Raw genomic sequence first — 21,594 nt, 5'->3', positions numbered from 1 at the left:
ACCCGTTCGAAAGGAATACCCGTGTTCACCCGTCTCCTGCGCCGCCGCGCCGCGCTCCCGGCCACCCTGCTGGCAGCCGCCATAGTCACCGGCTGCGGCGGACCGGCCCCCGCCACCACACCTGCCGCCGACGGCTTCCCGCTGACGATCTCGAGCTGCGGCCGCGACGTCACCTTCACCGCGCCGCCGCGGCGAGTCGTCACCGTCGGCTCGGTAGCCGCACCGCTCATCGCCGCTGCCGGCGCCGCGGACCGCATCGTCACCCGCACCTTCGAGACCGCGCCGTTTCCCGGCCAGTACGCCGAATCGCTGAAGAATATCGAGATCGTCGCGCCTACCGGCGAACTCGCACGCGAGGAGATCATCAACCGGGCCCCGGACCTGGTGGTGAGTTTCGAGGGTGCGGCAGTGACGCCCGACGACCTGGCGAAGGTGAACATCCCGTTGCTGGTGACCCGCGGCTACTGCCGTGACGCCGCGGGCACCTTCGACGACGTGTTCGCCGACATCGAGCTCTACGGCACTCTGTTCGGCTCCCGCGCCGCCGCCACCGCTTCCACGGCCGAATTGCGCGGCCGCGTGGCCGCGGTCGCGGTGCGGCACCCGGCGGGCGCGATGGCGAAACCCGCCGCCGCGCTGATCATTTCCCGTGACGGGGCCAAGGTCAGCGCCTACGGCAGCACCAGCACGGTCGCGACCCAGATGCGGATGCTCGGCCTGGACAACATCTTCGGTGACGTGACCAAGCGCAACTTCGACGCCAACACCGAGACGCTGATCCAGCGCGACCCCGAGGTGATCATCCTGCTCACCCAGGGCACCCAAACCCCCGAGTCGGCGACCGCCGCGCTGAAGGCACGCCCGGAGTTCGCCGGGTTGCGCGCGGTACGGGACAACCGCATCATCGCGGTGCCCTTCGGCTACACCGGACCTGGTCCGGTCGCGGTAGAGGGTCTCGAGGCCCTCGATCGAGCTCTCGGCGGTCTGCGGTGAGCGCGGAAGGCTACCGGCTGCGCGTGGCCCGCCCGGCCGACGTCGCCGGCGCGCGCAGCGTCATGCTCGACACCTTCTACCACGTCTTCGGCATCGGCTACCTGCCCGAACACCACCACGACGTCATAGACCCGGAGTCGGCCTACCTGCGTCACCCGCTCAACCGGCTCTGGGTCGCCGAACATGCCGGGCGCATCGTGGCCACCACCGCGGTGCGCGCCCAGGGGCCGCGCCACCCACCGCACCCGCGGTGGCTGACCGAGCGCTATCCCGATCCGCGCACCGCCCAGCTGTTCCGGGTCTACGTCCGGCCCGAACACCAGCGCCGCGGACTGGCCCGCCGACTCGTGGCAATGGCGGTCGAATACGTCGACACCACAACGGAATTCGACGACCTGTACCTGCACACCGACGCGCGCACACCGGGCGCGCTGGAGTTCTGGCGCAGCTGCGCCCGCCTGGTCCACGACGCGCGCACCCCCGGCGAGGGGTTCCAGACGGTGCATTTCGACATCCCGCTGTCCCGGCACGCCCGTACTGCGGAACGCGAGCACGCCGTGCGGTAACAGCGTGGGTTCAGAGTCCGGGGCCGCGCAGACGCGCGCTCCTCTGCGTGGCCTGGGGACAAGAAGTAGTGACCTCGGGTCGACTGCGCGCTGATCAGCGGTGTCGATGCGGTCCGCATCGAGGTGCGCGGTGTGCGGGCCACGCCCACAGCGTGACTCCTTTCACGCTTTCCCATCTATACGGAACCGTATATAACGGCTAGGCTCGGTGGTATACGCAACCGTATATAAGAACTCGAGGGTGACGGTCTGCGCGGCGACGTGAACGCCCGCGGTCGCGGAGACAACCCGAATGGGGCCACCCGGCCCCGCGCACGAGAAATGGGGAGTTCACATGATCAAGTGGGCCGGCTGGCTCATTGTCTTGTTTCCAGGAGTCGGGCACACGCTGGGCGCTCTCATAGAAACGGCCCCGCGCTACGCCAAGGCGTGGTTCAGCGGAGAGGGGTGGGCGGCGGATGCCACTGCCATGAACTACGCCGAGGCCACGTTGTGGTACACCGTGTTCAGCTTCGGCGTGCCGTTCCTCCTGATCGGCCTCATGGTGCTGTGGCTGGACCGCCGCGGCATCACACCGCCGCCGTTCCTCGCGTGGATGGTGGCCGGTTGGACTTTGGTCACTGTCGCGGTTGGCGGCCCCTCGCCTTTGCTGGTCCTCCTGATCGCCGCCGGCCTGCTACTGGCCGGCTCCAGACGCGCCACCCGCCGCGACAACCCTGGAACTGCGGCTGAAATATCCATCCGGACGAGTTGACCCCACAAACCCCGGCGACCGGTGGTGCGCTGGCCGGTCTGTCTCCGCCTGTGACTCGTGGAGCGAGTCAACGCCGTCAGGGCGCATCCAACACACTTACCGGAACCCCATAGGGCAGAAACCGCACGCGACGGCGAGCATCGGTGTTGTCGCGATGCGCGCGTAAGGCCTCGAGCTCGCTCGGAAAGACCTGGTCGACCCTGGCCTCGCCGATGTCGTCGATGCTGTAGATCGCCCACACCCCGCTGCCGGTCTCACCGGTGGTCTCGCCTTCGGGTTTCGGTGGGCGTGGCCGTTCCGGTTGGACGAACTGACCGAGCAGCGACGCCAGTGAACCGACGCTCGCGTGATCTACGCGGTCCAGGTATACGCCGGCTTTCCCGAGCAGATCGCGGAGCTCGGTCCCTGCCTCACGCAGTGCGCGTTCGAAATCTTCCGGATCGATGCCGAAAGGCCCGTTGGTTGGCATCGCATGTGCTCCTAGGGACGAGTTGGCGCTACGCCCTCAGTGTCCTCGCGAAACGCCGACCTCGCCACGCCGACCTCGCCCGTCCTCGACGCCGTCACGCTTCCCAATGTGCCGGCGATCTCACCGGTGGGTAGCCGCCCGCGGGCGATATCCCGGCGCTTCGCTGGAGAGAACGCCCACTGCCGCCCCTACGTCGGGGCCGTGGGTGATCGGCCAGGCTGACGAGTCGTACTGAAGCTGGCCTATGTGCCGAACCACTGGCCGCTTCGCGATGTTTCTGGCCGAAACGTCCTGGTGCGGTCCTCAATTCGCGGGGCGATCGCCGGGCGACCGACGGCGCAGCTCGGTGCGCAGGATCGCCGGGGGCTGATAGGCCATGTCGAGTGTGCCGACATCCGTACCGGGCGGCGCGATCTTGTCGATCCGGTCCAGGAGGTCGTCGTCGAGCACGACCTCTGCCCCCGCGAGCAGATCGTCGAGATGTGCCATCGTGCGCGGGCCGATGAGCGCCGAGGTGACGCCAGGGTGGGCGAGTACGAAGGCTATCGCCAGATGCGTCAGAGGCATGCCCGCTTCGTCGGCGAGCGGGATCAGCTGCTCGACGACGTCCAATCGCCGATCGTCCTTCAGATGCTGGAAGCCGAACTGCGAGCGATGTGTTGCGACGTCCTGGCCTTTGCGATAGCGACCGGTCAACAGACCCCCGCCGAGCGGCGACCACACGAGTGTGCCCATGCCGAACTCCTGCGTGATCGGGAGTACCTCGCGCTCGATGCCGCGGTTGAGGATCGAATAGACGGGCTGCTCGGTGCGCAGTCGGGCCAGTCCGCGCTTCTCGGATACCCAGTGCGCCCGGACGATTTCCGAGGCAGGCAAGGCGGATGTGCCGAAGGCGCGGATCTTGCCTGCCCGCTGTAGGTCGGTGAGTGCCGAAAGGGTCTCCTCGATATCGGTGTCGGGGTCCGGGCGGTGGATCTGGAACACGTCGATATGGTCGGTGCCCAGGCGTCGCAGCGAGTCGTCCAGGGCGCGGACCAGCCAGCGCCGGGACGCGCCTTGATGATTCGGGTTGTCGCTCATCGGCATCCGCGCTTTGGTCGCGACCACGACGTCGTCCCGGCGGCCACGCAGGGCCTTGCCGACGATTTCCTCGGATTCGCCGTGCGAGTACATGTCGGCGGTGTCGATGAGGTTGATCCCCGCGTCGAACGCGCGGTGGATGATGCGGAGGGACTCGTCGTGGTCGGGGTTGCCGATGGCGCCGAACATCATCGCCCCGAGGGCATAGGGGCTGACCTTGATACCTGTCCGGCCGAGGGTGCGGTACCGCATCGCTGTCTCCTGTCTGCGTGCCTTGCTGGGTGCGATCTCCAGCTTTCTCCCGACCAGTCGAACTCTGAATACTTGTTCGTCCGGATTTTCTGCGCGATAGTACGAACATGCCCGACGATCGACTGTCCGAAGTGTTCGACCTCGTCGAGGTGACCACCACGCTGACCGGTGGCGTCACCGCGCGCGGCGGCTGGTGGTCGCGCACGCTGCTCGACGACCCCGTGAAGTTCTTCGCCATGGTGTCCGGACGGGCCCGGCTGACCACCGATGGCCTCGACGCGCCGATCGAGCTCGAGCCGGGCGATGTCGCGATCCTCATCGGGCGGTCCTGGGTGGCGTTCGAGGCGGGCGATACGCCGCGACTCGAGGCGCTGCCCGAGTCCGACTTTTCCGCCGAGCGCTTCGCGATCGCCGACCGCGTCGCCGACGACGTCCTCGTCGGCGGCTGCGTCGACCTCACCCCGGCTGGGCGGGCACTGCTGCTGGGGGCACTGCCGCCGGTGGCGCACGTGCGAGCGGCCGCCGCCGAATCGGGCCGGCTGCACGCCACACTGATGCGGCTGTTCGACGAGGTGACCGGCGACCGGATCGGCTCGGTATTCGCGATCCGGCAGTACGCGCGGCTGCTGTTGCTCGAGGTCCTGCGGGCCTACGCCGGCCAGGCCGACGCACCGCCCGGACTACTGCGGCTGCTCACCGACCAGCGGCTGCGCCCCGCGCTCGCGCTGATGCACGCCGAGCCGGGCCGTGCCTGGGGCTTGGAGGAGCTCGCCCGCGCCGCGGCCATGTCGCGGACATCGTTCGCGGTGCGGTTCCGCGAAGTGGCAGGCGTGCCGCCGTTGAGTTACCTCAATACCTGGCGAATGCTCCTGGCGCAGCGCGCCCTTCGCGCAGGCGACGTCCGCGTGGGCGAGCTGGCCGCCCAACTCGGCTACGGCTCGGAGAGCGCGTTCAGCACCGCTTTCAAGCGAGTAGTGGGCGAGTCGCCGATGCGCTACCGGCAGCGTGTGCGCGGAGCCGTCACAGTGGTGTGATCTCGCCAGCCGCAGGAGGCGGCTGGCACCCAATTCGGGCGTCGCCGCGCAGATTCCGGATCGCAGGCCCGGGCGGTCGCGAAGCTGGCGGAGGTCGACGCCGAGCTCGCCGAGCTGACCGCGGTGCGCGACACCCTGCGCGCCGCACTGGCGGCCGGATGCGATGACCTGATCGCCTGCAAGTGAAAGCCCTTGCTGCCCAGTGCCCTTCACCGACAGCGACGACAGCGTCACCGGAGGCGGTTGTGGCTGCTGAGCGTACGACCGGCCTTCTCCTCACGATCACGCTCAGCGTCTGCTCCCGAACACCGGCTTGGTCGGCGGCAACCTGGGTGCGGGCGCGCATGAGGGAGGCCTGGACGTACCCGATGAGCACGACGATCAGGTCCCCGGGCGCCGAAAGAATGGTCTTGCTGAGCAGTGACTCCAGGTCACGCTGCGCCTTGAGCGTATCCGACGTGAGTACCGCTAACGCGCCCCACAATTCGTCCACGGGCTGGGCCGCGAACTGCGACCGCAGCGCTTCGAAGGTCTCATTGCGCCGGGCCGATGCCTCCCGCACATCGCGGAGCGCGTCATGGAGCTGCGACTTGAGATTGTCAGGGAGGTCGTAGACCTGCATCTGCTCCGTCGTGCCGACCGCTTCGGCTAGGCGGCCCACCGCGGCGAGCGCATCGTCGATATCGCTCATCGCGACACGCAGTAGCGGCGCCGTGATGGAGAAGCGGGGCTCCATGGCCTGCATGTCGTAGAACTCGTTGATGCGCTTACTCGTCACCGCGAGGCTGCGAGTCAGCAGCACGATATTTTCTTGCACGCCCATGCGGTGCAGCCGCTCCTCGAATACCCGATCCGTCGCCGCCGTGATGCTTTCGTCACGCTGTTCCAGGATCAGCTGCACCGCAGCTGGAACACCCTTGCGGGAGAACGCTTTTGTGAAGAAGAAGGCACTCAGCGACAGCGAGGCGCCGAGCACGAAGTCGGGTTCGGCCTGGTAGATATTGTGGAGCTCGGCGTTGGCGATCACGAGCACCGCGACGACAACAGCGAGCCCCGCAATCGCCCATAGGTATTGGGCCCTGGTCATGTGAAAGCGACCGACACCGAACCGACCGGGCATACACCCCCTGTAACATCCGCTGGACTGCCGACAGTGTAGCCACTACGAAGTCGCGAATCCGGCCAACGATGTCGCCGCGGAGATTCGTTGAACCACGGTAGCCACGTCGAGCGACAGGATCCGCAATTTCGTGGTCAGCTCGCGCCAACTCCACCACAATCCCCGCGGATGAGCGCACCTAGGCTCGGCAGGTCAGGCGCGGGCAGGCAGCAGCTCGGCGACCAGTTCCTCGACTCGCTTTTTGATTTCGTCGCGAATGGGGCGCACTGACTCGACACCCTTGCCTGCGGGGTCTTCCAGGACCCAGTCGCGGTAGCTGACGCCGGGGAACATCGGGCAGGTGTCGCCGCAGCCCATGGTGATGACCACGGTGGAGGTCTCGACGGCGTCGAAGGTGAGGATCTTCGGCTTCTGATCGGAGATGTCGATGCCGAGTTCGGCCATCGCCTCGACCGCTGCGGGGTTGATCGAGTCGGCGGGCGCGCTTCCTGCGGAGCGGACCTCGATGTCCTCACCGGCCAGGTGGGTCAAGAACCCGGCCGCCATCTGGGAACGCCCGGCGTTGTGGACGCAGACGAACAGGACACTGGGCTTGGAAGCCATGAGCGGGAGAGCCTTTCGAACAACGGAGTGCTGCTGGGTCAGGAAGCCGGGATGTCGAGCTCGGCGAGCAGGTGCCGGACTCGGGTCTCGATCTCCTCGCGGATCGGCCGGATCGCTTCGACATCGAGCCCGGCGGGATCGTCGAGGCTCCATTCCTCATATCGGCGGCCCGGATAGATCGGGCAAGCGTCGCCGCAGCCCATGGTGACGATCACGTCGGCGGCGCGAAGGATCTCCTCGGTCCATGGCTTGGGGAACTCGGTGGTGATGTCGATGCCGACCTCGGCCATCGCTTCGATGGCAGCGGGATTGATCGCATCGCCGGGTTCGCTACCGCCGGACCAGGCGACGGCGTTGTCTCCGAGGTGGGTGAAGAATCCGAGCGCCATCTGGGACCGTCCTGCGTTGTGAGTGCACAGGAACAGCACTGTCGGCTTGCCGGTGTGGGCCTTGCCCTCGACTCGGGCCAGGGCGTTGAGGCGTTGGCGGGCAAAGCGTTCGGCCAGCGAGGGGAGGAAGTTCAGGACGGTGGCGCGTCCGGCGAACTGGTCGTAGGAGGAGTGCAGGAACCGCTCGATCGTCTCGACACCGAAGGTGCCGTCGAACTCGCGCTGCAACCGCGTGGCCGCGGTCTCGAGCGCTAGCTGCTGGTCGATGGTCAGATCGTCACGAACGTGGTCGGCGTGGGCGAGGAGACTGTCGCTCATAACGTGTTCCGATGCTCCGAGGAATGACGGTATCAGTTGGGTGGACAGAGTTCGGTCAGCAGCTGATGCACGCGGGCGGCGATGTCGTCGCGGACCAGGCGCATGCGTTCGATGCCCTCGATTCCGCGTTCGGAAGGTTCGTCGGTGTCCCAGTTGATGACTCGCACATCACCAACAGGGTCGACTCGAGCCTCACGGCCAAGGGTGACGACCAGATCGACCGCGCGCAGCAGCCGCGAGTCGATGGGTTTGGGGCGCCCATCGCGGATGTCGACGCCCACCTCGAGCAGCGACTGCACCGACAAGTCGTTGAGTGCTCCACCGGGATCGGTACCTGCGGAGTAGGCCTCGACTCGGCCTTGTGCGGCGTGGCACATCAGGCCGGCGGCCATCTGGGACTTGCCGCCGTTCTTCACGCAGACGAACAACACGGCTGGTGTCGCGGTCACTGCTGAGCTCCGTGCTCGGCAGCGGCGGCGGGAACCGGTGTGAATCGCTTCCGAAGTGCCAGCGACACATACACCAAGCCCACAAGCACCGGAACTTCGATCAGCGGACCGACGACCCCGGCGAGCGCCTGCCCCGAAGCCGCGCCGTAGGTGGCGATCGCGACGGCGATGGCGAGTTCGAAGTTGTTGCCCGCGGCGGTGAAAGCCAGCGTCGTGGTCCGTTCGTAGCCCAGGCCCATCGCAGCGCCGAGGAGGTAACCGCCGCCCCACATGATTGCGAAGTAGGCCAGCAGCGGGATGGCGATGCGCACGACGTCGAGGGGCTGGGAGGTGATCTGCTTGCCCTGCAAGGCGAACAGGATCACGATCGTGAACAGCAGCCCGTACAGCGCCCACGGGCCGATCGTCGGCAGCAGTGTCGACTCGTACCAGTCGCGGCCCTTCGCGCGTTCGCCGAAGCGGCGGGTGAGGTAACCCGCGAGCAGGGGGATACCCAGGAAGATCAGCACCGATTTCGCGATCTGCGACGGCGAGGTGTCGATCGTCGTCTGCTCCAGGCCGAGCCAGCCGGGCAGCACGGACAGATAGAACCAGCCCAGCGCCGCGAACATGATCACCTGGAAGATCGAGTTCAACGCCACCAGCACCGCGGCGGCTTCGCGGTCGCCGCAGGCGAGGTCGTTCCAGATGATGACCATCGCGATACAGCGGGCCAGCCCGACGATGATCAACCCGGTCCGATACTCGGGCAGATCCGGCAACAGCAACCACGCGAGGGCGAACATCAGGGCCGGGCCGAGGACCCAGTTCAACACCAGCGAACCGACTAGCAGCTTGCGGTCGCCGGTGACGGTGTCGAGGCGGTCGTAGCGCACCTTCGCCAGCACCGGGTACATCATGATCAGCAAACCGATCGCGATCGGCAGCGAGATCCCGTCGATCTCGACCGCGCCGAGCGCGTCGCCGAGGCCTGGAATCATTCTGCCCAGCAGCAACCCGGCGGCCATCGCCACGCCGATCCACACCGGCAGGAACCGGTCCAGCATGGACAGTTTCGCAACGACTCCGGTGTGCGGGGTTTGTGTCTCCACGCTCACGCCATCACCCCAGCTGCGCCGCTCTCGACCAGCAATACATCCGAAAGCCGCTGCATCGCTTCGGGAACGACCCGGTAGTACACCCACGACGCACGGCGTTCGCTGGTGAGCAGACCAGCCCCGCGCAGCACTTTCAGATGGTGGGAGATGGTCGGCTGGGTCAGCTCGATCCCCTCCGAGATGTCGCACACGCACGCCTCACCGTTCTCGCGGCTGGCGACCACGCTCAACAGTCGAAGCCGCACCGGGTCCGACAACGCCTTGAACACCGCCGCCAACTCCGCAGCCGCGTCCGCGGTCAACGGTTCGCGCACCAGCGGCGCGGCCGCGCACTGCTCCAGCGGCGTGATCGACAATTGCGACTTAGACATGCGGCTATATTGACAGATATCGAATCCGATCGGCAAGCAAACTCTCGGTGAACGCTTAGTCCACTGGCGAGGGGCGACAATCGAAGACGACGGTGAGTCGTGGTGATGACGAGGCGTGCAGTGGATCGACGGGCGCTTGCCGCCGAACTCGAAGGAGCTCGGCGGCGCTTGCACGAGCTGGTCGACTCCTGCACCGACGACGACTTCGATCGTCCCTCCCGCGGCACGCGCTGGACCAATGAGCAGCTGCTGTTCCATATGGTCTTCGGGTTCATGGTCGTGGCGCGGCTGCTGCCGCTGGTTCGGTTGTTCGGCAGGCTGCCCGGCGGAGTCGGTCGAACCTATGCCCGACTGCTCAACGCCGGAACGCCTGTGTTCGACGTGATCAACTACTACGGCTCCTGTGCCGCGGCGCTGGTGTTCAACAGGCATCGGGTGGCCAGGCGATGTGATCGCGTCATCGCCAAGCTGCAATACAAGCTAGCCAATGAACCGGAGGCCAACTTCACCCTGGCCATGGCGTTCCCGGCGCGGTGGGACCCGTTTTTCTCCGCAGTGATGACTGTCGAAGATGCGTACCGATATCCAGTGCGGCACTTCGATTTCCACGAACTCCAGCTCACGATCCGCGAGTGAACGCATCGTGGGGCTGACCCGGCGGTGGGCCGCATGGGTCAGCTGAACGGTGAACGTCGTTCCAGGAGCACGGTGTCGCGCCAGATCCCGTCATGTCGGACGATGCGTTCGCGGACGCCGACGGTGCGATATCCGCCGCCGTGGTGCAGGGCGAGTGCGGCGCGGTTCTCGGTGAAGATCGAGGTCTGCAACGTCCACAGCCCGGCGTCGTCGGCGGCGAGAATCTGCTTGCGCAGCAACGCCTTTCCGGCTCCGCGGCCTCGATGCTCGGCACCGACGTAGACGTCGGTTTCGACCACTCCGGCGTAGGCGTCGCTGTCGGAGACCGGGGCTGCGGCCGCCCAGCCGACGACGGCGCCGTCACGTTCGGCGACCCAGCGGTGCTCCGGCAGCCAGCGCTCGGCGAGGTAGTCGCGGCCGGGCAGTTCGGTGTCGGCACCGGCGTTGCCGGTAGCCAGGCCCTCGGCGTAGATCCGCAAGACCGCGTCCCAGTCCTGATCGTCCATTGCCCGCACGGAGATGTCGGTGGGGACCTCGGCGGGGTGGCTCGGCTGGGGTCCGAGGAGTCCCATGACCGCGTCGGCGGCGTGCGGGAGTCCGGCGCAGCAGGCTTCGTTGACGGTGACGATCGTGGTCCGGCCTTCCCTGTGCAGGCGCACGAATCCGACGTCGGCGAGCTTGCGCAGGTGGTGGGAGGTGGTGGATTGGCTGGTGCCCACGATGTCGGTCAGCGCGCCCACGGTGATCCCCTTCGGGGTGGTGGCGACCGCGTGGAGCAGTTGCACCCGCACGGGTTCGGCCAGGCAGGCGAACCATTCGGCGTAGGTGCTGGCCTGCCCGAGCGGCAGGACCTGGGCAAGAGGCAAGGCGGTGGACATGCACCCGATTATATCGATCTGTATCGATGGTTGCATTCATCGATGGGCGTCGATAGGATCTTCGTTGATTGATCGATCCGCATCGATGAAAGAGGATTTCTGATGAGCTTCCTGCCTGTTGTCGTCGTCGGCGCCGGTCCGGTCGGACTGTCTGCCGCTGCCGAGCTTGTAGCCCGTGACCTGCCGGTTGTGGTTCTCGAACGTGGTGAGCACGGCGGTGCCGCGGTCGCGCAGTGGAACCACGTGCGGCTGTTTTCCCGCTGGGCCGAACTGATCGCTCCGGCCGCGCGGCCGCTGCTGGCCGAGGCTGGTTGGGCCGAACCCGACCCGGGCACTTACCCGACCGGAGCCGAGTGGGTGGAGGCCTACCTGCGTCCGCTCGGTCAGGCGCTGGGACCGCGGGTCCGGTTCGGCGCGGAGGTGGTCGGGGTAGCGCGTCGTGGCCGCGACCGGGTGGTGGACGCCGGGCGCGACAGCGAGCCGTTGACCGTGCACGTCCGCACCGCCGAGGGTGGTGAGGAGCGTCTTGCGGCGCGGGCGGTGATCGATGCCTCGGGGACGTGGGGCGCACCGAATCCGCTCGGCGGGGACGGGCTGCCCGCCATTGGAGAATCCGCAGCTGGCGACCGGATCACTTACCGGGTGCCGGACCTGAGCGATCCGGTGGTGGTCGAGCGGTATGCGGGCAAGCACATCGCGGTCGCCGGTAGCGGGCATTCGACGATGACCGCGCTGGTCGCGCTCGCGAGCCTGGCCGAGCAGCATCCCGGCACCCAGGTGTCGTGGCTGCTGCGGCGCGGTGAGATCGGCTCGACCTTCGGTGGCGGTAAGGACGACCAGCTCCCCGCCCGCGGTGCGCTGGGTGTGCGAGCACGGGCCGCGGTCGAGGCCGGACACATCAGCGTGGTCACCGGATTCCGCACCGAGACCGTCGAGCGCGACAGCGAGGGACGCCTGAACCTGGTTCCCGCCGAGGGGAACCCGGTCTCGGACGTCGATGAGGTGATCGTGCTGACCGGTTTCCGTCCGGACCTGTCGTGGCTGTCGGAGATCCGCCTCGGCATGGATGCCACTTTGCAGGCGCCCACCCTGCTGGCGCCGATGATCGACCCGAACATCCATTCGTGTGGGACGGTGTATCCGCATGGGGTCAAGGAGCTTTCCCATCCCGAGCCGGGCGTGTTCCTGGCCGGGATGAAGAGCTACGGCCGGGCGCCGACGTTCTTGGCGATGACCGGCTACGAGCAGGTCCGTTCCCTGGCAGCCTCGCTGGCCGGAGATCACGAAGCCGCCGAGCGCGTCGATCTGGTGCTCCCGGATACCGGTGTCTGTGGCGGCTCCGGGGTGTTCGACGCCCCCGCCGAGCAAGCTGCGGAGAGCTCGGGCTGCGGCGGCGCACCGGCACCAGAGTCGGAGCTGGCACTGTCGGCGCCGGTCGCGCTGCAAGAGCTGCCGTTGACCGTCCCCGCTGCCCACTGATCCGTCGTGGTAGACGTCGTTTCGGCGCCGCCCGCACCCGCCGCGACCGCCTCCGGGTTGCGGCGGGTGCTGGTGGTGCTGTGTCTGACCGAGATCACCAGCTGGGGAATCCTGTTCTACGCCTTCCCCGTTCTGCTCGGCGACATCGCCTCGACCACCGGCTGGTCGGCGACCGCGCTGACCGCCGCGTTCTCGGCCGGTCAACTCGTCGCCGCGGTGGCCGGGATCCCGGTCGGGCGCTGGCTCGATCGCCACGGCCCCCGCGGGGTGATGACCGCCGGATCGCTGCTGGCTGTGCCCGCACTGGTCGTGATCGCGACCGCCCCATCGCTGGCGTGGTTCGTCACCGGATGGTTGCTGGCCGGGGTTGCGATGGGTGCGGTGCTCTATCCACCCGCCTTCGCCGCGCTCACGCGCTGGCACGGTGCCGACCGGGTGCGTGCCTTGATGGTCTTGACCTTGGCCGCGGGGTTGGCTTCGACCGTGTTCGCTCCGCTGACGGCTGTGTTGTCGGACCGGATGGATTGGCGGGCAACGTATCTGGTGCTGGCGATCGTGCTCGCCGCGGTGACGGTGCCGGGCCACTGGTTGGGGCTGCGACTGCCTTGGCCGCCGCGCCCGACCGCCGAACCCGGCCACGCGCACGTGACCGATCCCGGCCCCATCGCCCGCAGCCGCCCGTTCGTCGCGCTGGCGATCGCGTTGAGCGCCAGCGGATTCGCCTCATTCGCGGTGATCGTCGCGTTGGTTCCGCTGCTGACCGAACGAGGTCTCGACACCGGCCTGGCTGCGATCGCGCTCGGACTCGGCGGCGCCGGGCAAGTCGCCAGCCGCCTCGGCTACTCGGCGTTCGTGGCCCGCACGAGCGTGCGTACTCGCACCATCGCCATCGTGAGCGCTATCGCCGCCACCACCGCACTGCTCGGGGTGTTCACCACCGCGGCTGCGTTGGTCGCGGCCGCGATCGCGGCGGGCATGGCCCGCGGAGTGTTCACCCTGCTGCAAGCCACCGCCATCACCGACCGCTGGGGCGCAGCCCACTACGGCCAGCTCACCGGACTGCTGTCGGCGCCGCTGACCATCACCATGGCGTTGGCGCCCTTCGCCGCCACCGCTCTGGCCAGCGCGCTCGGCGGCTACTCGAACGCCTTCCTCCTGCTGGGCGCCCTCGCCGCCGCCGCTGCCGTCCTGTCCGCCGCCACCATTCCGACGCCAGCGCCGAAAGAACATCGCTCGTGACCAGTGAACCCGGCCCGATCACCACCGGTCATCGTCGGCTTGCACGGCGGGCAACGGCTCGACGATCTCTGACTAGCGTTGGTCGTTCAGAGTCATTCCCGACGCGATCGTGCGATCGCGAAGCGCGTCGACGCTGCCGAACGCGGTCTGTGGCAACTGGACGTACTCGTCGAGGAACGCGCCCGCGTTGGCCGGTCCGATCACATCCCACACCACGGTGCCGTCGGCGACGGTGATCGCCATGCGCAGGAATGGACAGCATCCCTGCTCGAACGCCGCCTGCTGCCGCACCTGGGTCTCGATGTCGTCTTGCTGGCGAAAGGTCCAGCGCACCCCCCATTCGGTGCGCTGCCCGCTGATGAACGCTTCGGCGAACAAGCCGCGGTAGGCATCGACTATCGCGTGCTCGTCGTCGCCGGGTCGGATCGTGCACACAATGGGTGCATCGGGCGGGATGTCGTGGGTGTCGGTCACCGATCTGCTCCTCGTTGTCGTTGTGGTGTTCCTGTCACCGGCAACCGTAAAGTCTGGACCTAAGTCCAGAGTCAAGACCGATCGCAGGAGAGGTGACGATGAAGATCGGCCAGGTCGCCAAGGATGCCGGCGTCACCGTCGACACAGTGCGCTACTACGAACGCCGCGGTGTCCTGCCCGCCCCGCAACGGGAACCGTCCGGCTACCGCCACTACGGACCAGACGCTGCCGACCGCATCAGGCTGACGAAGTCCTTGCAAGCACTCGGATTCACTCTCGATGAAGTCGTCGACGCCTTCCGCGACCTCGACGATGGCGACACCACGTGTGCCAATCAACGCTGGCGACTCGAGCAGGTGCTTCACCGCATCGACACCCAACTCGCTCACCTGCAACAAGTCCGCGACAGCGCGATGACCGTGCTCGAAAGTTCCCACGCCGGTCAGTGCGACCACTGCGTGAGCCAACCGATCAGCACGCACCCTTGACCGGACCAGTTGCCCGGACCGCCCGGCATTTTCGGGGTTGCATCTTGTACCTAGGTACAGGCTTACCGTGATCGTATGACCACCAACGATCATTCCGATCCGATGATGAACCTGTCGGCATGCACGCTGCCGACAGTGGAGCGTCCGACGCGGCTGGCCGAGTTCGACCAGTTCTTCGCCGAATTCGTGCGGGCCACCCACCGCCCGGATCCCGCCCGCCTCGAGCTGACGCTCACCGCCGACGCAGACGCTGAGCCGGTCGGGCGGGATCTGGCCGCGAGGGAGTCGGCATGCTGCTCGTTCTTCACCTTCACCTTTCAATCCACCTTGGCGGGCACTGTCATGCGGATCGAGGCGCCCACCGCCTACGTCGAGGTGCTCGACGCGCTGGCAGCTCGCGCCCAGACCGCCGTCGCCGGAGCCGGTCGATGACGGGCATGCGCAGCGGGGAGCTGGCCGCCGCGGCCGGTGTGAACGCGCAGACCTTGCGCTACTACGAACGCCGCGGCCTGCTCGCCGAACCGGACCGGTCCCTTGGCGGGCACCGCATGTACCCCGAGCAGGCGGTCACGGTGTTGCGGGTGATCAAGGCCGCCCAACGCCTCGGGTTCACCCTCGACGAGGTAGCCGACCTGCTCGAAGCCACCCAGCTCGGGCGCCGCCGCACCGAGGCCGGGTTGCAGGCCCGCGCCGCCGCCAAACTCGCCGAGGTCGACGCCGAACTCGCCGAACTCACCGCCGTGCGCGACATTCTGCGCGCCGCCCTGGCCGCCGGATGCGACGACCTCATCGAATGCAGCGAACACCCGTGCTGCCCCGTGCCGTTCGACACAGACATCACCACCGGCATCGACAGCGGTATCGAAGGAGGCCGTTGTGGCTGCTGAACAGACCAAGACCCGCCGCTGGTGGGCGCCGATCGGGCTCGGCGCCGCCCTGTGCGTGGCCTGCTGCCTGGCCCCGATCCTCCTCGCCGCCGGAATCATCGGCAGCGGAACGATTCTGGTGAGCCTGTCGTGGCTGGAACCCCTCGGATTCGTCCTGCTCGCAATCGGCGTGGCCGGGCTGATCTGGTCACGCACCCGCGCCCGCCGCACCGGATGCGCGACCACCGACAACGCCACCGACGGCGGATGCGCGAGTGCGGGATGTGGCTGCACCACCGCCGCGACGCGGTGAGCCCGGTTCCCTGGGCTCACCCGGTCATGACCGTTCTGCGTTCGATCCTGCTGTTCGCCTTGGCCGCCGTCGCCGAGATCGGCGGCGCCTGGCTCGTCTGGCAAGGAATCCGCGAACACCGTGGCTGGGCGTGGATCGGCGCCGGAGTCATCGCCCTCGGGTTGTACGGATTCGTCGCCACCTTGCAAGCCGACCCCCACTTCGGACGCATCCTCGCCGCCTACGGCGGTGTCTTCGTCGCCGGATCCCTGCTGTGGGGAGTGGCCCTGGACGGATTCCGCCCCGACCGCTACGACCTCATCGGCGCCATCCTGTGCCTGATCGGAGTCGCTGTCATCATGTACGCACCCCGCCCCACCTGAACCAACACAAGCCTCCGCGCGTCATGTCGGCCAGCTCGAACCCCGCTGCCGACTCGGGCGCACCACCACCGATCGTGCTCAGCAGCGACACCAGGGCCGCCGATTCTGCGGGCGCGCCGACGTTTTCGAGTCGTAATCGGTGACGACGTCCGAACTCCGTCAGCTAAACCTGGACACGACAGCCTCAGCGCTCGCAGGACCCTGCCAAATCTCGACCGTGCCGCGACTGTCTTGCATCGAATGCTCCCACTGCGGCCCAGGTGCGTCCTTTCCTGTTCTCCTCCGTCTGTCCTGATGCCTATCCCCACGAATCAAGGAGTCACCATGACCAACCCGAACGAGTTCTCGTCCCCGGCGGCACAACGATCAGACGCACCATCGCAGCCTGCGGCGGCCGCGTGTTGCAGCACCGAACGGCAGACCACATGCTGCGATGACAGCGAGAAGGCGGCGTGCTGCGGTCCGGCGGCGACGTCCGGCGGCGGGTGCGGCTGCCAGTAGCACTCACCCGGCACGGTGCGGTGCGAGCCTCGAGTGGCTCGCACCGCACCTTTGTCTGGTTGTGGTGACCCTGCGGATGACCGGCGGCTGTTTGCCCGAGCCGGGGTGTCGGTCTACTGGTCCGAGGGTGGTGTGGCTCCACAGGCGCAGGCTCCTCCGCCTCCGCCGTCGCAGGTTCCGCTGCGGGGTTGGTAGTCGTGCACGTGGCCGGTGCGGTCCTGGCTGATCTGACAGCAGGCGTGCAATCGGGCATGGAGGGCGGCGCGGCCACGTTGGACGCGGGACTTCATCCCCGACACCGAAATTCCCGCTTCACTGGCGGCAGCGGCGTGCGTGCGGGCGTCGAGGTCGACCATCTTCACCGCAGCAGCCTGCTCGGCGGGCAGCCCGGAGAGCATCGGCACCAAGCACGAGGCGAGTTCTCGCTCGGCGGCCTGTTCGGTGTCGGGTTCAGCTTCGCCAGTGGATGGGTTGTCCGGGACGGTGTCGACGGGTAGTTCGCGGCGATGGGGCGCGGACCGGTAGTAGTCGGTGATCGCGTTGCGGGTGATGGCATACATCCAGCCCAGAAGCCGGTCCTGATCTCGCAAATTGTCCAAGCTCTTGGCCATCCGCAGGAACACGATCGACAGGATGTCGTCGGCGTCCTCCGGGCGCGAGACCCGGCGGGCGATGAAGGCCCGCAGGTCGCTGGAAAAGCGGCGCCAAAGCTGCTCGAGATCACCATGTTCCGGCCGGGGTGTGGCCGCGGTAGTGGCCGTTTCCTCGCTCATGATCCTGGCTCCTCTCTGTCTCCAGCATCCTCGCCTGGTACCGCAGTGGCGAGCCTTGGCTGGTCATTACCGGTACGGACCGCGATCGGGACGCATTTCCTGCGTCCGAATCCGGGGTGTCACGTCTGTATGGGTGTCGATGTCGAGTTCTTCGATTCGACCGATCAGGAAGCGCGGTGAGGAGGTGAGAGCGATGCTGACGACACATCTGTTGTCGGATCTGACCGAGGAAGAGGTCGATCTGATCGTGGCGGAGGAACTGCATCTGCTCGACGCCGCCGCATGAGCGCCGCCGACGCCCACACCGGGCGTATCCGCTGAGAAGCACCCCAGATGTGCCTCTATCCCCGGCGGGGTAGGGGCCATCGGAGTGCCCGGTTCCGGGCGAAGAACCCGGCCCCGTCCTTCCCTCTGGCAGGGAAGGGCAGGGCGGGTGCGTCGCCGGTCAACGAGCGCGTGCCGACCGAACCAGGCCGGTGAGGACGGGGACAGCGGTGACTGCGGCCCACAATCCGATCGCCGCGACCAGGGCGGTGGCGGTGTCGCCGGCGGTGGCAGTGCCGAGCACGTGCCCGCGCAGGGCGTCGGTGGCGTGTGCGACCGGATTCACCGTGGCCATGGCCTGCATCCAGCAGGGCATGGTCTCGATCGGTGCGAACGCACTCGAGACGAACATCAGCGGCATCATCACCGTCATCCCGGCGAACTGGACCACGTCCGGGCGGCGTAGCCGGTCCCCGATCAGACCGAACAGGGCGCTCATCGCCCCCGCCAGCACCACCAGAACCACGACTGCGGCGACGGCATCCACGGCGGTGCCGTGGAAGTCGAAACCCAGCAGCACCGCGGCGATCCCGAGCAGCGCAGCTCGAGCGAGAGTGAAGACCGCCTCGTTGATGGTGCGAGCCACTCCGGGCAACGTTGCCCGCATCGGCAGCGCCGCGAAGCGGTCGTGCAGGCCGTTGGTGTGGTCGATCGCGGCCGAGACTCCGGCGTTGGTGCCGGCCATCACCGTGGAGACGGCGAGCATGGCCGGGGTGAGGAAGTCGATGTAGCTGACCCCGGCCGGGAAGCCGGGTCCGGCGGCGACGCTGCGGAACACCTGGCTGAACAGCACGAGCATCGCCATCGGCATGGTCAGCGAGAACATCAGCAGCTGCGGGACGCGGGCGCTGGTGCGCAGGTTCCGGACAGTCAGGGCGGCGAGCTGGTTCCCGATCGGGGAACGCCCGATCACGGTCGTGATGGTGGTCATCGGTGGGCTCCGGTGGTGTGGGCGAGGTGAGTGAAGACGTCGTCGAGGCTCGGCGAGGTCACATCCAGGTCGGCGACGTCGATACCGCCGCGGTGCAGGTCGGCGACCAGTGCAGTCGCGGTGCGGGCGTCATCGACGGTGACCGACACCCGCACCCGAGTGCCGTCGACCCGGTCGCTGTCCGGGGTGAACGGCAGATCCGCGATCTGGTGGATGGGGAGAGTGGCGTGCAGGACCTTGCCGCCGACAATCCGTTTCAGCTCGGCCGGGGTGCCACGCGCGGCGACCCGCCCGCGACTCAGGACCACGATGTGGTCGGCGAGCCGGTCGGCTTCCTCGAGGTACTGGGTAGTGAGCACGACGGTGGTGCCCGCGGTGGTGAGCTCGTCGACGACGTCCCACAATCCCGCGCGGGCCAGAGGGTCCAGACCGGTGGTCGGCTCGTCGAGGAACAGCACCGACGGATCACCGACGAGGCTGGCGGCCAGATCGACACGGCGGCGGGAGCCGCCGGAGAGTTCCCCCACCCGCCGGGTCGCGTACTCGTGCAGCCCGAGCCGGTCGATCAACGCGTCGGCACATGCGCGGGCAGCGCCGCGGCGCAGCCCAGCCAGGCGACCGATCAGCTCCAAATTCTCACGCGCAGTGAGGAATTCGTCGAGTCCAGCGTACTGACCGGTCACCCCGATCCGGCGGCGAACCTCGGTGGCGTCGGCGACCACGTCGAGGCCCCCGATCTCCACGCGGCCGACGGTGGGCCGCACCAGGGTGGTGAGGGCACGGATCAGGGTGGTCTTGCCCGCGCCGTTGTGGCCGAGCACCCCGATCGTCGTTCCAGCAGCAGCCTCCAGGTCGACACCGTCGAGGGTCCACGTCCTGCCATAGGCGACGTGCAGATCCTCGACCACGACCGCCGGGGTGGTCATCGCACACCCCCGACGTGATCAGGGAGGTCGTTGGACAGGTAGATGGTCATCGCAGGGTTCCTCTCGACAGAAGGCGTGCTCACACCCGGGGTGGATGGGAGTTCGCTTCTTCAGACGAACCAGCCGAGAGATGGACGCACCGGTACCGGTGGCGGCCGACTATGACGCCGCTTTCGACGTTCTTGCCCAACTTTCTCGCGAGGCGCGGCCGTGGTTGGTCGAGCAACGGATGGCCAGGGATCTACTCGGCCGGATCATCGCCAAACGCCGCACTCTCATACCGGAAATGCGTGTACTGGCGGACATCATTCGGCTCGAGTACTGACTCGACCTCCTGAAAACCAGCTGTCGCTGCGTCTAGAGGCTTGCACCGAGCCAGGATGCGAAGCCGACGAGTCCATCGGTCTGACGCCGCTGCGCCGCTGCGATACCGAAGAGCGTTTCACGCACCGATGGGTGCAGGCGAGTCTGCTGGGGCGCTGCCGCTCTCGCCTTGTTGAGCGCGGCAAGTGCCCGATCGGGCTTACCGGACATCAACCACGCGCGAGCGTTGTCGTGCCAATGATGGGCGATCCGTGTGGGAGCTGCGCCGGCCGGATACGTCAGTTCAGCCCCTTCCAACGCCGCTCGGTTCGGGTCGCCTGCTTCGAGTTCGATTGCGTGGGCGTGGATATCCACGTTCAGCGGGCCGAACGATGTCATGTACAGGTCGGTTTCGCCGGTATGCCGAGCCAGCTCGCGTGCCGCTTGGACGTGAGCTGTCGCATTCGGGTAGTTGAGCTTTCGCGCTTCGTTGATCGCTCCGGCCAGATGGGAATAGCCAGCCAGCACCATGCCGGCTTGGCTGTTGTCCGCCGAACTGATCGCGGAAGCGATCAGCTGCTCTGCTACCTCTGCCTCGCCGTAGTGCGTCAGTACTCGAGCTCGAGCCAGGACCGAGAACGCGCCGTATTTCGCGTCGTCGGCAAGCGGGGCGTAGGTGTCGGCCAAATCCAGTGCTGGAAGGGCGAGCACGAGATGACCGGTCCTGCGAACCGACCACTCTGCCAATACGTACGCTGACGTCAACAGGGTGTAGGCACGGGCTTTCTCGTCGTCGGCCAGTTCTCGCACGGCCCCGTGCAACTGGCGGATAAGGCCCGGAAGTACTTCGATCGTTTGTCGAGTGCGATCGGTGCGGTAAAGCCGTTGTGCCGCCCCAAGTTCTGCTTCCAGCACTACGAGATCGGCGGGCTCGGTTGCTCGGGCGTACTGCCCCTCTGCAAGCAATATGGACAGGTCATTGACGGCGTCTGACAGAGGCTTGCCATCGTCGTAAGGTGCGCCTGTGAGCTGCTCCGGCGTTATCCGCAGTGCTCGAGCCATTGCCGAAAGAAAGCCTGGGGATGGCACCTCGCGGCCTTGCTCGACAGCCTTGACCATGCTGAGGCTGTACTTGGCCCGGCTGGCCAACTGACGTTGGCTCAGCCCGGCGATCTTGCGCTGCGTGGCGATTCGCTCTCCTGCGTGCTGACCCATACATCTGAGCGTAGATCGATCCTTCCCCGCTGTCCTTTGCTGTCGACAGCCTGTCCCTCTACTGACCCTTCGAGCCTTTGCCAGCGGTCAAGCTCAGATCTAGCCCCGCCGTCGGACTGACATGGTGTCCCCTCGAGGTCTCCGGCGGCGGGCGCTCACCAAGTCTTTGAGCAAGCAGGGAGGGTGCTGCCCGATGGAATTGTCCGAACGTGATGACGGGATATCGACTACACACACGACGTCAGCGCCGACACGCACTGACCCCAGCGCAGTGGCAGTGGGGGATACCCCGCGTTCACGGGTTGAGTATTACCGCGCCGTATGCCACCTGCCTGCCGTACTCCAACCCGATACGGGGCGAATCGGTTTCACGGCAGGCATGGTGTGGGCG

The 21,594-nt window shown here is 67.2% G+C and carries 29 protein-coding genes; 13 read left to right on the top strand and 16 right to left on the bottom strand.

Translation table 11 applies throughout. The features are described 5' to 3' along the window. Positions 1-21: 21 nt before the first annotated feature. The 3 genes from ACRWNM_RS10760 to ACRWNM_RS10750 all read left to right on the top strand — a co-directional run bounded on the left by ACRWNM_RS10760 (position 22) and on the right by ACRWNM_RS10750 (position 2,313). Positions 22-993: an ABC transporter substrate-binding protein gene (locus ACRWNM_RS10760; protein WP_431966105.1), complete on the top strand. Its 972-nt coding sequence runs from the start codon at positions 22-24 to the stop codon at positions 991-993. Next, positions 990-1,559 carry a GNAT family N-acetyltransferase gene (locus ACRWNM_RS10755; protein ID WP_431966103.1) on the top strand — a complete coding sequence of 190 codons (570 nt, stop codon included), beginning with the start codon at positions 990-992 and terminating at the stop codon, positions 1,557-1,559. The genes ACRWNM_RS10760 and ACRWNM_RS10755 overlap by 4 nt, the downstream gene beginning before the upstream one ends. A 334-nt stretch (positions 1,560-1,893) precedes the next feature. Next, complete coding sequence (locus ACRWNM_RS10750) at positions 1,894-2,313, top strand: DUF6463 family protein (protein ID WP_431966101.1); 420 nt, start codon at positions 1,894-1,896, stop codon at positions 2,311-2,313. Between the two features lie 76 nt (positions 2,314-2,389). Here ACRWNM_RS10750 and ACRWNM_RS10745 read toward each other — a convergent pair whose 3' ends face one another. After that, positions 2,390-2,782, bottom strand: coding sequence for a hypothetical protein (locus tag ACRWNM_RS10745; protein WP_431966099.1), 393 nt, complete (start codon positions 2,780-2,782; stop codon positions 2,390-2,392). 303 nt (positions 2,783-3,085) lie between these two features. Beyond that, entirely contained in the window at positions 3,086-4,114 is a 1,029-nt protein-coding gene (locus ACRWNM_RS10740; protein ID WP_431966097.1) for an aldo/keto reductase, read from the bottom strand. 107 nt (positions 4,115-4,221) lie between these two features. Here ACRWNM_RS10740 and ACRWNM_RS10735 point away from each other — a divergent pair, with 107 nt between their 5' ends. Continuing rightward, a complete protein-coding gene (locus tag ACRWNM_RS10735; RefSeq protein WP_431966095.1) occupies positions 4,222-5,148 on the top strand; it encodes an AraC family transcriptional regulator in 927 nt (308 codons plus the stop codon). On the opposite strand, the gene ACRWNM_RS10730 is transcribed toward ACRWNM_RS10735, so the two are convergent. The 6 genes from ACRWNM_RS10730 to ACRWNM_RS10705 all read right to left on the bottom strand — a co-directional run bounded on the left by ACRWNM_RS10730 (position 5,135) and on the right by ACRWNM_RS10705 (position 9,495). Next, the gene (locus ACRWNM_RS10730) at positions 5,135-6,235 is read right to left on the bottom strand and encodes a hypothetical protein (RefSeq protein WP_431966093.1); all 1,101 of its coding nucleotides are present in this window, start codon (positions 6,233-6,235) and stop codon (positions 5,135-5,137) included. The genes ACRWNM_RS10735 and ACRWNM_RS10730 overlap by 14 nt on opposite strands. Before the next feature lie 225 nt (positions 6,236-6,460). Then, positions 6,461-6,871: an arsenate reductase ArsC gene (locus tag ACRWNM_RS10725; RefSeq protein WP_431966090.1), complete on the bottom strand. Its 411-nt coding sequence runs from the start codon at positions 6,869-6,871 to the stop codon at positions 6,461-6,463. A gap of 38 nt (positions 6,872-6,909) precedes the next feature. Then, positions 6,910-7,578 carry an arsenate reductase ArsC gene (locus ACRWNM_RS10720; RefSeq protein WP_431966088.1) on the bottom strand — a complete coding sequence of 223 codons (669 nt, stop codon included), beginning with the start codon at positions 7,576-7,578 and terminating at the stop codon, positions 6,910-6,912. 32 nt (positions 7,579-7,610) lie between these two features. After that, a complete protein-coding gene (locus ACRWNM_RS10715; RefSeq protein WP_431966185.1) occupies positions 7,611-7,970 on the bottom strand; it encodes a low molecular weight phosphatase family protein in 360 nt (119 codons plus the stop codon). Between the two features lie 53 nt (positions 7,971-8,023). Next, entirely contained in the window at positions 8,024-9,073 is a 1,050-nt protein-coding gene (gene arsB / locus ACRWNM_RS10710; protein ID WP_431966183.1) for an ACR3 family arsenite efflux transporter, read from the bottom strand. A gap of 47 nt (positions 9,074-9,120) precedes the next feature. Then, entirely contained in the window at positions 9,121-9,495 is a 375-nt protein-coding gene (locus ACRWNM_RS10705) for an ArsR/SmtB family transcription factor (RefSeq protein ID WP_431966086.1), read from the bottom strand. 105 nt (positions 9,496-9,600) lie between these two features. Between ACRWNM_RS10705 and ACRWNM_RS10700 the strand changes: the two genes are divergently transcribed. Beyond that, on the top strand, positions 9,601-10,131 hold the full coding sequence (locus ACRWNM_RS10700; protein WP_431966084.1) for a DinB family protein: 531 nt from the start codon (positions 9,601-9,603) through the stop codon (positions 10,129-10,131). 38 nt (positions 10,132-10,169) lie between these two features. Here the strand turns inward: ACRWNM_RS10700 and ACRWNM_RS10695 are convergent, their stop codons facing one another. Further along, entirely contained in the window at positions 10,170-11,009 is an 840-nt protein-coding gene (locus tag ACRWNM_RS10695; protein WP_431966082.1) for a helix-turn-helix domain-containing GNAT family N-acetyltransferase, read from the bottom strand. A 36-nt stretch (positions 11,010-11,045) separates the two neighbouring features. Next, positions 11,046-11,252 (bottom strand): hypothetical protein, encoded by a 207-nt coding sequence (locus tag ACRWNM_RS10690; RefSeq protein ID WP_431966191.1) that lies wholly within the window; start codon positions 11,250-11,252, stop codon positions 11,046-11,048. On the opposite strand from ACRWNM_RS10690, the gene ACRWNM_RS10685 reads away from it, so the two are divergent. Continuing rightward, the gene (locus ACRWNM_RS10685) at positions 11,157-12,488 is read left to right on the top strand and encodes a flavoprotein (protein WP_431966181.1); all 1,332 of its coding nucleotides are present in this window, start codon (positions 11,157-11,159) and stop codon (positions 12,486-12,488) included. The genes ACRWNM_RS10690 and ACRWNM_RS10685 overlap by 96 nt on opposite strands. A gap of 6 nt (positions 12,489-12,494) precedes the next feature. Beyond that, positions 12,495-13,727 (top strand): MFS transporter, encoded by a 1,233-nt coding sequence (locus ACRWNM_RS10680; RefSeq protein ID WP_431966080.1) that lies wholly within the window; start codon positions 12,495-12,497, stop codon positions 13,725-13,727. A 72-nt stretch (positions 13,728-13,799) separates the two neighbouring features. On the opposite strand, the gene ACRWNM_RS10675 is transcribed toward ACRWNM_RS10680, so the two are convergent. Next, positions 13,800-14,201, bottom strand: coding sequence for a hypothetical protein (locus ACRWNM_RS10675; RefSeq protein ID WP_431966078.1), 402 nt, complete (start codon positions 14,199-14,201; stop codon positions 13,800-13,802). 98 nt (positions 14,202-14,299) lie between these two features. Between ACRWNM_RS10675 and ACRWNM_RS10670 the strand changes: the two genes are divergently transcribed. The 5 genes from ACRWNM_RS10670 to ACRWNM_RS10650 all read left to right on the top strand — a co-directional run bounded on the left by ACRWNM_RS10670 (position 14,300) and on the right by ACRWNM_RS10650 (position 16,230). Next, a complete protein-coding gene (locus tag ACRWNM_RS10670; RefSeq protein WP_431966076.1) occupies positions 14,300-14,689 on the top strand; it encodes a MerR family transcriptional regulator in 390 nt (129 codons plus the stop codon). 75 nt (positions 14,690-14,764) lie between these two features. Continuing rightward, the gene (locus ACRWNM_RS10665; protein ID WP_431966074.1) at positions 14,765-15,121 is read left to right on the top strand and encodes a hypothetical protein; all 357 of its coding nucleotides are present in this window, start codon (positions 14,765-14,767) and stop codon (positions 15,119-15,121) included. Beyond that, complete coding sequence (locus ACRWNM_RS10660) at positions 15,118-15,576, top strand: MerR family transcriptional regulator (protein WP_431966072.1); 459 nt, start codon at positions 15,118-15,120, stop codon at positions 15,574-15,576. The genes ACRWNM_RS10665 and ACRWNM_RS10660 overlap by 4 nt, the downstream gene beginning before the upstream one ends. Continuing rightward, complete coding sequence (locus ACRWNM_RS10655; RefSeq protein WP_431966070.1) at positions 15,566-15,868, top strand: hypothetical protein; 303 nt, start codon at positions 15,566-15,568, stop codon at positions 15,866-15,868. Before ACRWNM_RS10660 ends, ACRWNM_RS10655 begins: the two co-directional genes overlap by 11 nt. 26 nt (positions 15,869-15,894) lie before the next feature. Next, positions 15,895-16,230 carry a YnfA family protein gene (locus tag ACRWNM_RS10650; protein ID WP_431966068.1) on the top strand — a complete coding sequence of 112 codons (336 nt, stop codon included), beginning with the start codon at positions 15,895-15,897 and terminating at the stop codon, positions 16,228-16,230. Between the two features lie 311 nt (positions 16,231-16,541). On the opposite strand, the gene ACRWNM_RS10645 is transcribed toward ACRWNM_RS10650, so the two are convergent. The 4 genes from ACRWNM_RS10645 to ACRWNM_RS10630 all read right to left on the bottom strand — a co-directional run bounded on the left by ACRWNM_RS10645 (position 16,542) and on the right by ACRWNM_RS10630 (position 19,685). Continuing rightward, positions 16,542-16,775 carry a hypothetical protein gene (locus tag ACRWNM_RS10645; protein ID WP_431966066.1) on the bottom strand — a complete coding sequence of 78 codons (234 nt, stop codon included), beginning with the start codon at positions 16,773-16,775 and terminating at the stop codon, positions 16,542-16,544. Positions 16,776-16,844: 69 nt separating this feature from the next. Continuing rightward, on the bottom strand, positions 16,845-17,504 hold the full coding sequence (locus ACRWNM_RS10640; protein ID WP_431966064.1) for a sigma-70 family RNA polymerase sigma factor: 660 nt from the start codon (positions 17,502-17,504) through the stop codon (positions 16,845-16,847). A gap of 445 nt (positions 17,505-17,949) precedes the next feature. After that, positions 17,950-18,759: an ABC transporter permease gene (locus tag ACRWNM_RS10635; RefSeq protein ID WP_431966062.1), complete on the bottom strand. Its 810-nt coding sequence runs from the start codon at positions 18,757-18,759 to the stop codon at positions 17,950-17,952. Beyond that, complete coding sequence (locus tag ACRWNM_RS10630) at positions 18,756-19,685, bottom strand: ATP-binding cassette domain-containing protein (RefSeq protein ID WP_431966060.1); 930 nt, start codon at positions 19,683-19,685, stop codon at positions 18,756-18,758. Before ACRWNM_RS10630 ends, ACRWNM_RS10635 begins: the two co-directional genes overlap by 4 nt. A 130-nt stretch (positions 19,686-19,815) precedes the next feature. Here ACRWNM_RS10630 and ACRWNM_RS10625 point away from each other — a divergent pair, with 130 nt between their 5' ends. After that, positions 19,816-20,010, top strand: a complete 195-nt coding sequence (locus tag ACRWNM_RS10625) for a hypothetical protein (RefSeq protein ID WP_431966058.1) — start codon at positions 19,816-19,818, stop codon at positions 20,008-20,010. A 32-nt stretch (positions 20,011-20,042) separates the two neighbouring features. Here the strand turns inward: ACRWNM_RS10625 and ACRWNM_RS10620 are convergent, their stop codons facing one another. Further along, on the bottom strand, positions 20,043-21,203 hold the full coding sequence (locus ACRWNM_RS10620) for a helix-turn-helix domain-containing protein (RefSeq protein WP_431966056.1): 1,161 nt from the start codon (positions 21,201-21,203) through the stop codon (positions 20,043-20,045). Positions 21,204-21,594 lie beyond the last annotated feature (391 nt).

It is taken from the genome of Nocardia sp. bgisy134 (genome assembly GCF_965341865.1).
Classification (GTDB): domain Bacteria; phylum Actinomycetota; class Actinomycetes; order Mycobacteriales; family Mycobacteriaceae; genus Nocardia.
This window is presented reverse-complemented; position numbering and strand designations above follow the sequence as displayed.

Bases quoted from the DNA above. Each gene is read 5' to 3' on its own strand.
- ACRWNM_RS10715 (WP_431966185.1), bottom strand. From the start codon at position 7,970: ATGGCCGCCGGCCTGATGTGCCACGCCGCACAAGGCCGAGTCGAGGCC.
- ACRWNM_RS10730 (WP_431966093.1), bottom strand. From the start codon at position 6,235: ATGACCAGGGCCCAATACCTATGGGCGATTGCGGGGCTCGCTGTTGTC.
- ACRWNM_RS10735 (WP_431966095.1), top strand. From the start codon at position 4,222: ATGCCCGACGATCGACTGTCCGAAGTGTTCGACCTCGTCGAGGTGACC.
- ACRWNM_RS10635 (WP_431966062.1), bottom strand. From the start codon at position 18,759: ATGACCACCATCACGACCGTGATCGGGCGTTCCCCGATCGGGAACCAG.
- ACRWNM_RS10740 (WP_431966097.1), bottom strand. From the start codon at position 4,114: ATGCGGTACCGCACCCTCGGCCGGACAGGTATCAAGGTCAGCCCCTAT.
- ACRWNM_RS10695 (WP_431966082.1), bottom strand. From the start codon at position 11,009: ATGTCCACCGCCTTGCCTCTTGCCCAGGTCCTGCCGCTCGGGCAGGCC.
- ACRWNM_RS10630 (WP_431966060.1), bottom strand. From the start codon at position 19,685: ATGACCACCCCGGCGGTCGTGGTCGAGGATCTGCACGTCGCCTATGGC.
- ACRWNM_RS10625 (WP_431966058.1), top strand. From the start codon at position 19,816: ATGGACGCACCGGTACCGGTGGCGGCCGACTATGACGCCGCTTTCGAC.
- ACRWNM_RS10745 (WP_431966099.1), bottom strand. From the start codon at position 2,782: ATGCCAACCAACGGGCCTTTCGGCATCGATCCGGAAGATTTCGAACGC.
- ACRWNM_RS10700 (WP_431966084.1), top strand. From the start codon at position 9,601: ATGACGAGGCGTGCAGTGGATCGACGGGCGCTTGCCGCCGAACTCGAA.
- ACRWNM_RS10720 (WP_431966088.1), bottom strand. From the start codon at position 7,578: ATGAGCGACAGTCTCCTCGCCCACGCCGACCACGTTCGTGACGATCTG.
- arsB (WP_431966183.1), bottom strand. From the start codon at position 9,073: ATGCTGGACCGGTTCCTGCCGGTGTGGATCGGCGTGGCGATGGCCGCC.
- ACRWNM_RS10620 (WP_431966056.1), bottom strand. From the start codon at position 21,203: ATGGGTCAGCACGCAGGAGAGCGAATCGCCACGCAGCGCAAGATCGCC.
- ACRWNM_RS10670 (WP_431966076.1), top strand. From the start codon at position 14,300: ATGAAGATCGGCCAGGTCGCCAAGGATGCCGGCGTCACCGTCGACACA.
- ACRWNM_RS10750 (WP_431966101.1), top strand. From the start codon at position 1,894: ATGATCAAGTGGGCCGGCTGGCTCATTGTCTTGTTTCCAGGAGTCGGG.
- ACRWNM_RS10660 (WP_431966072.1), top strand. From the start codon at position 15,118: ATGACGGGCATGCGCAGCGGGGAGCTGGCCGCCGCGGCCGGTGTGAAC.
- ACRWNM_RS10650 (WP_431966068.1), top strand. From the start codon at position 15,895: ATGACCGTTCTGCGTTCGATCCTGCTGTTCGCCTTGGCCGCCGTCGCC.
- ACRWNM_RS10725 (WP_431966090.1), bottom strand. From the start codon at position 6,871: ATGGCTTCCAAGCCCAGTGTCCTGTTCGTCTGCGTCCACAACGCCGGG.
- ACRWNM_RS10640 (WP_431966064.1), bottom strand. From the start codon at position 17,504: ATGAGCGAGGAAACGGCCACTACCGCGGCCACACCCCGGCCGGAACAT.
- ACRWNM_RS10705 (WP_431966086.1), bottom strand. From the start codon at position 9,495: ATGTCTAAGTCGCAATTGTCGATCACGCCGCTGGAGCAGTGCGCGGCC.
- ACRWNM_RS10665 (WP_431966074.1), top strand. From the start codon at position 14,765: ATGACCACCAACGATCATTCCGATCCGATGATGAACCTGTCGGCATGC.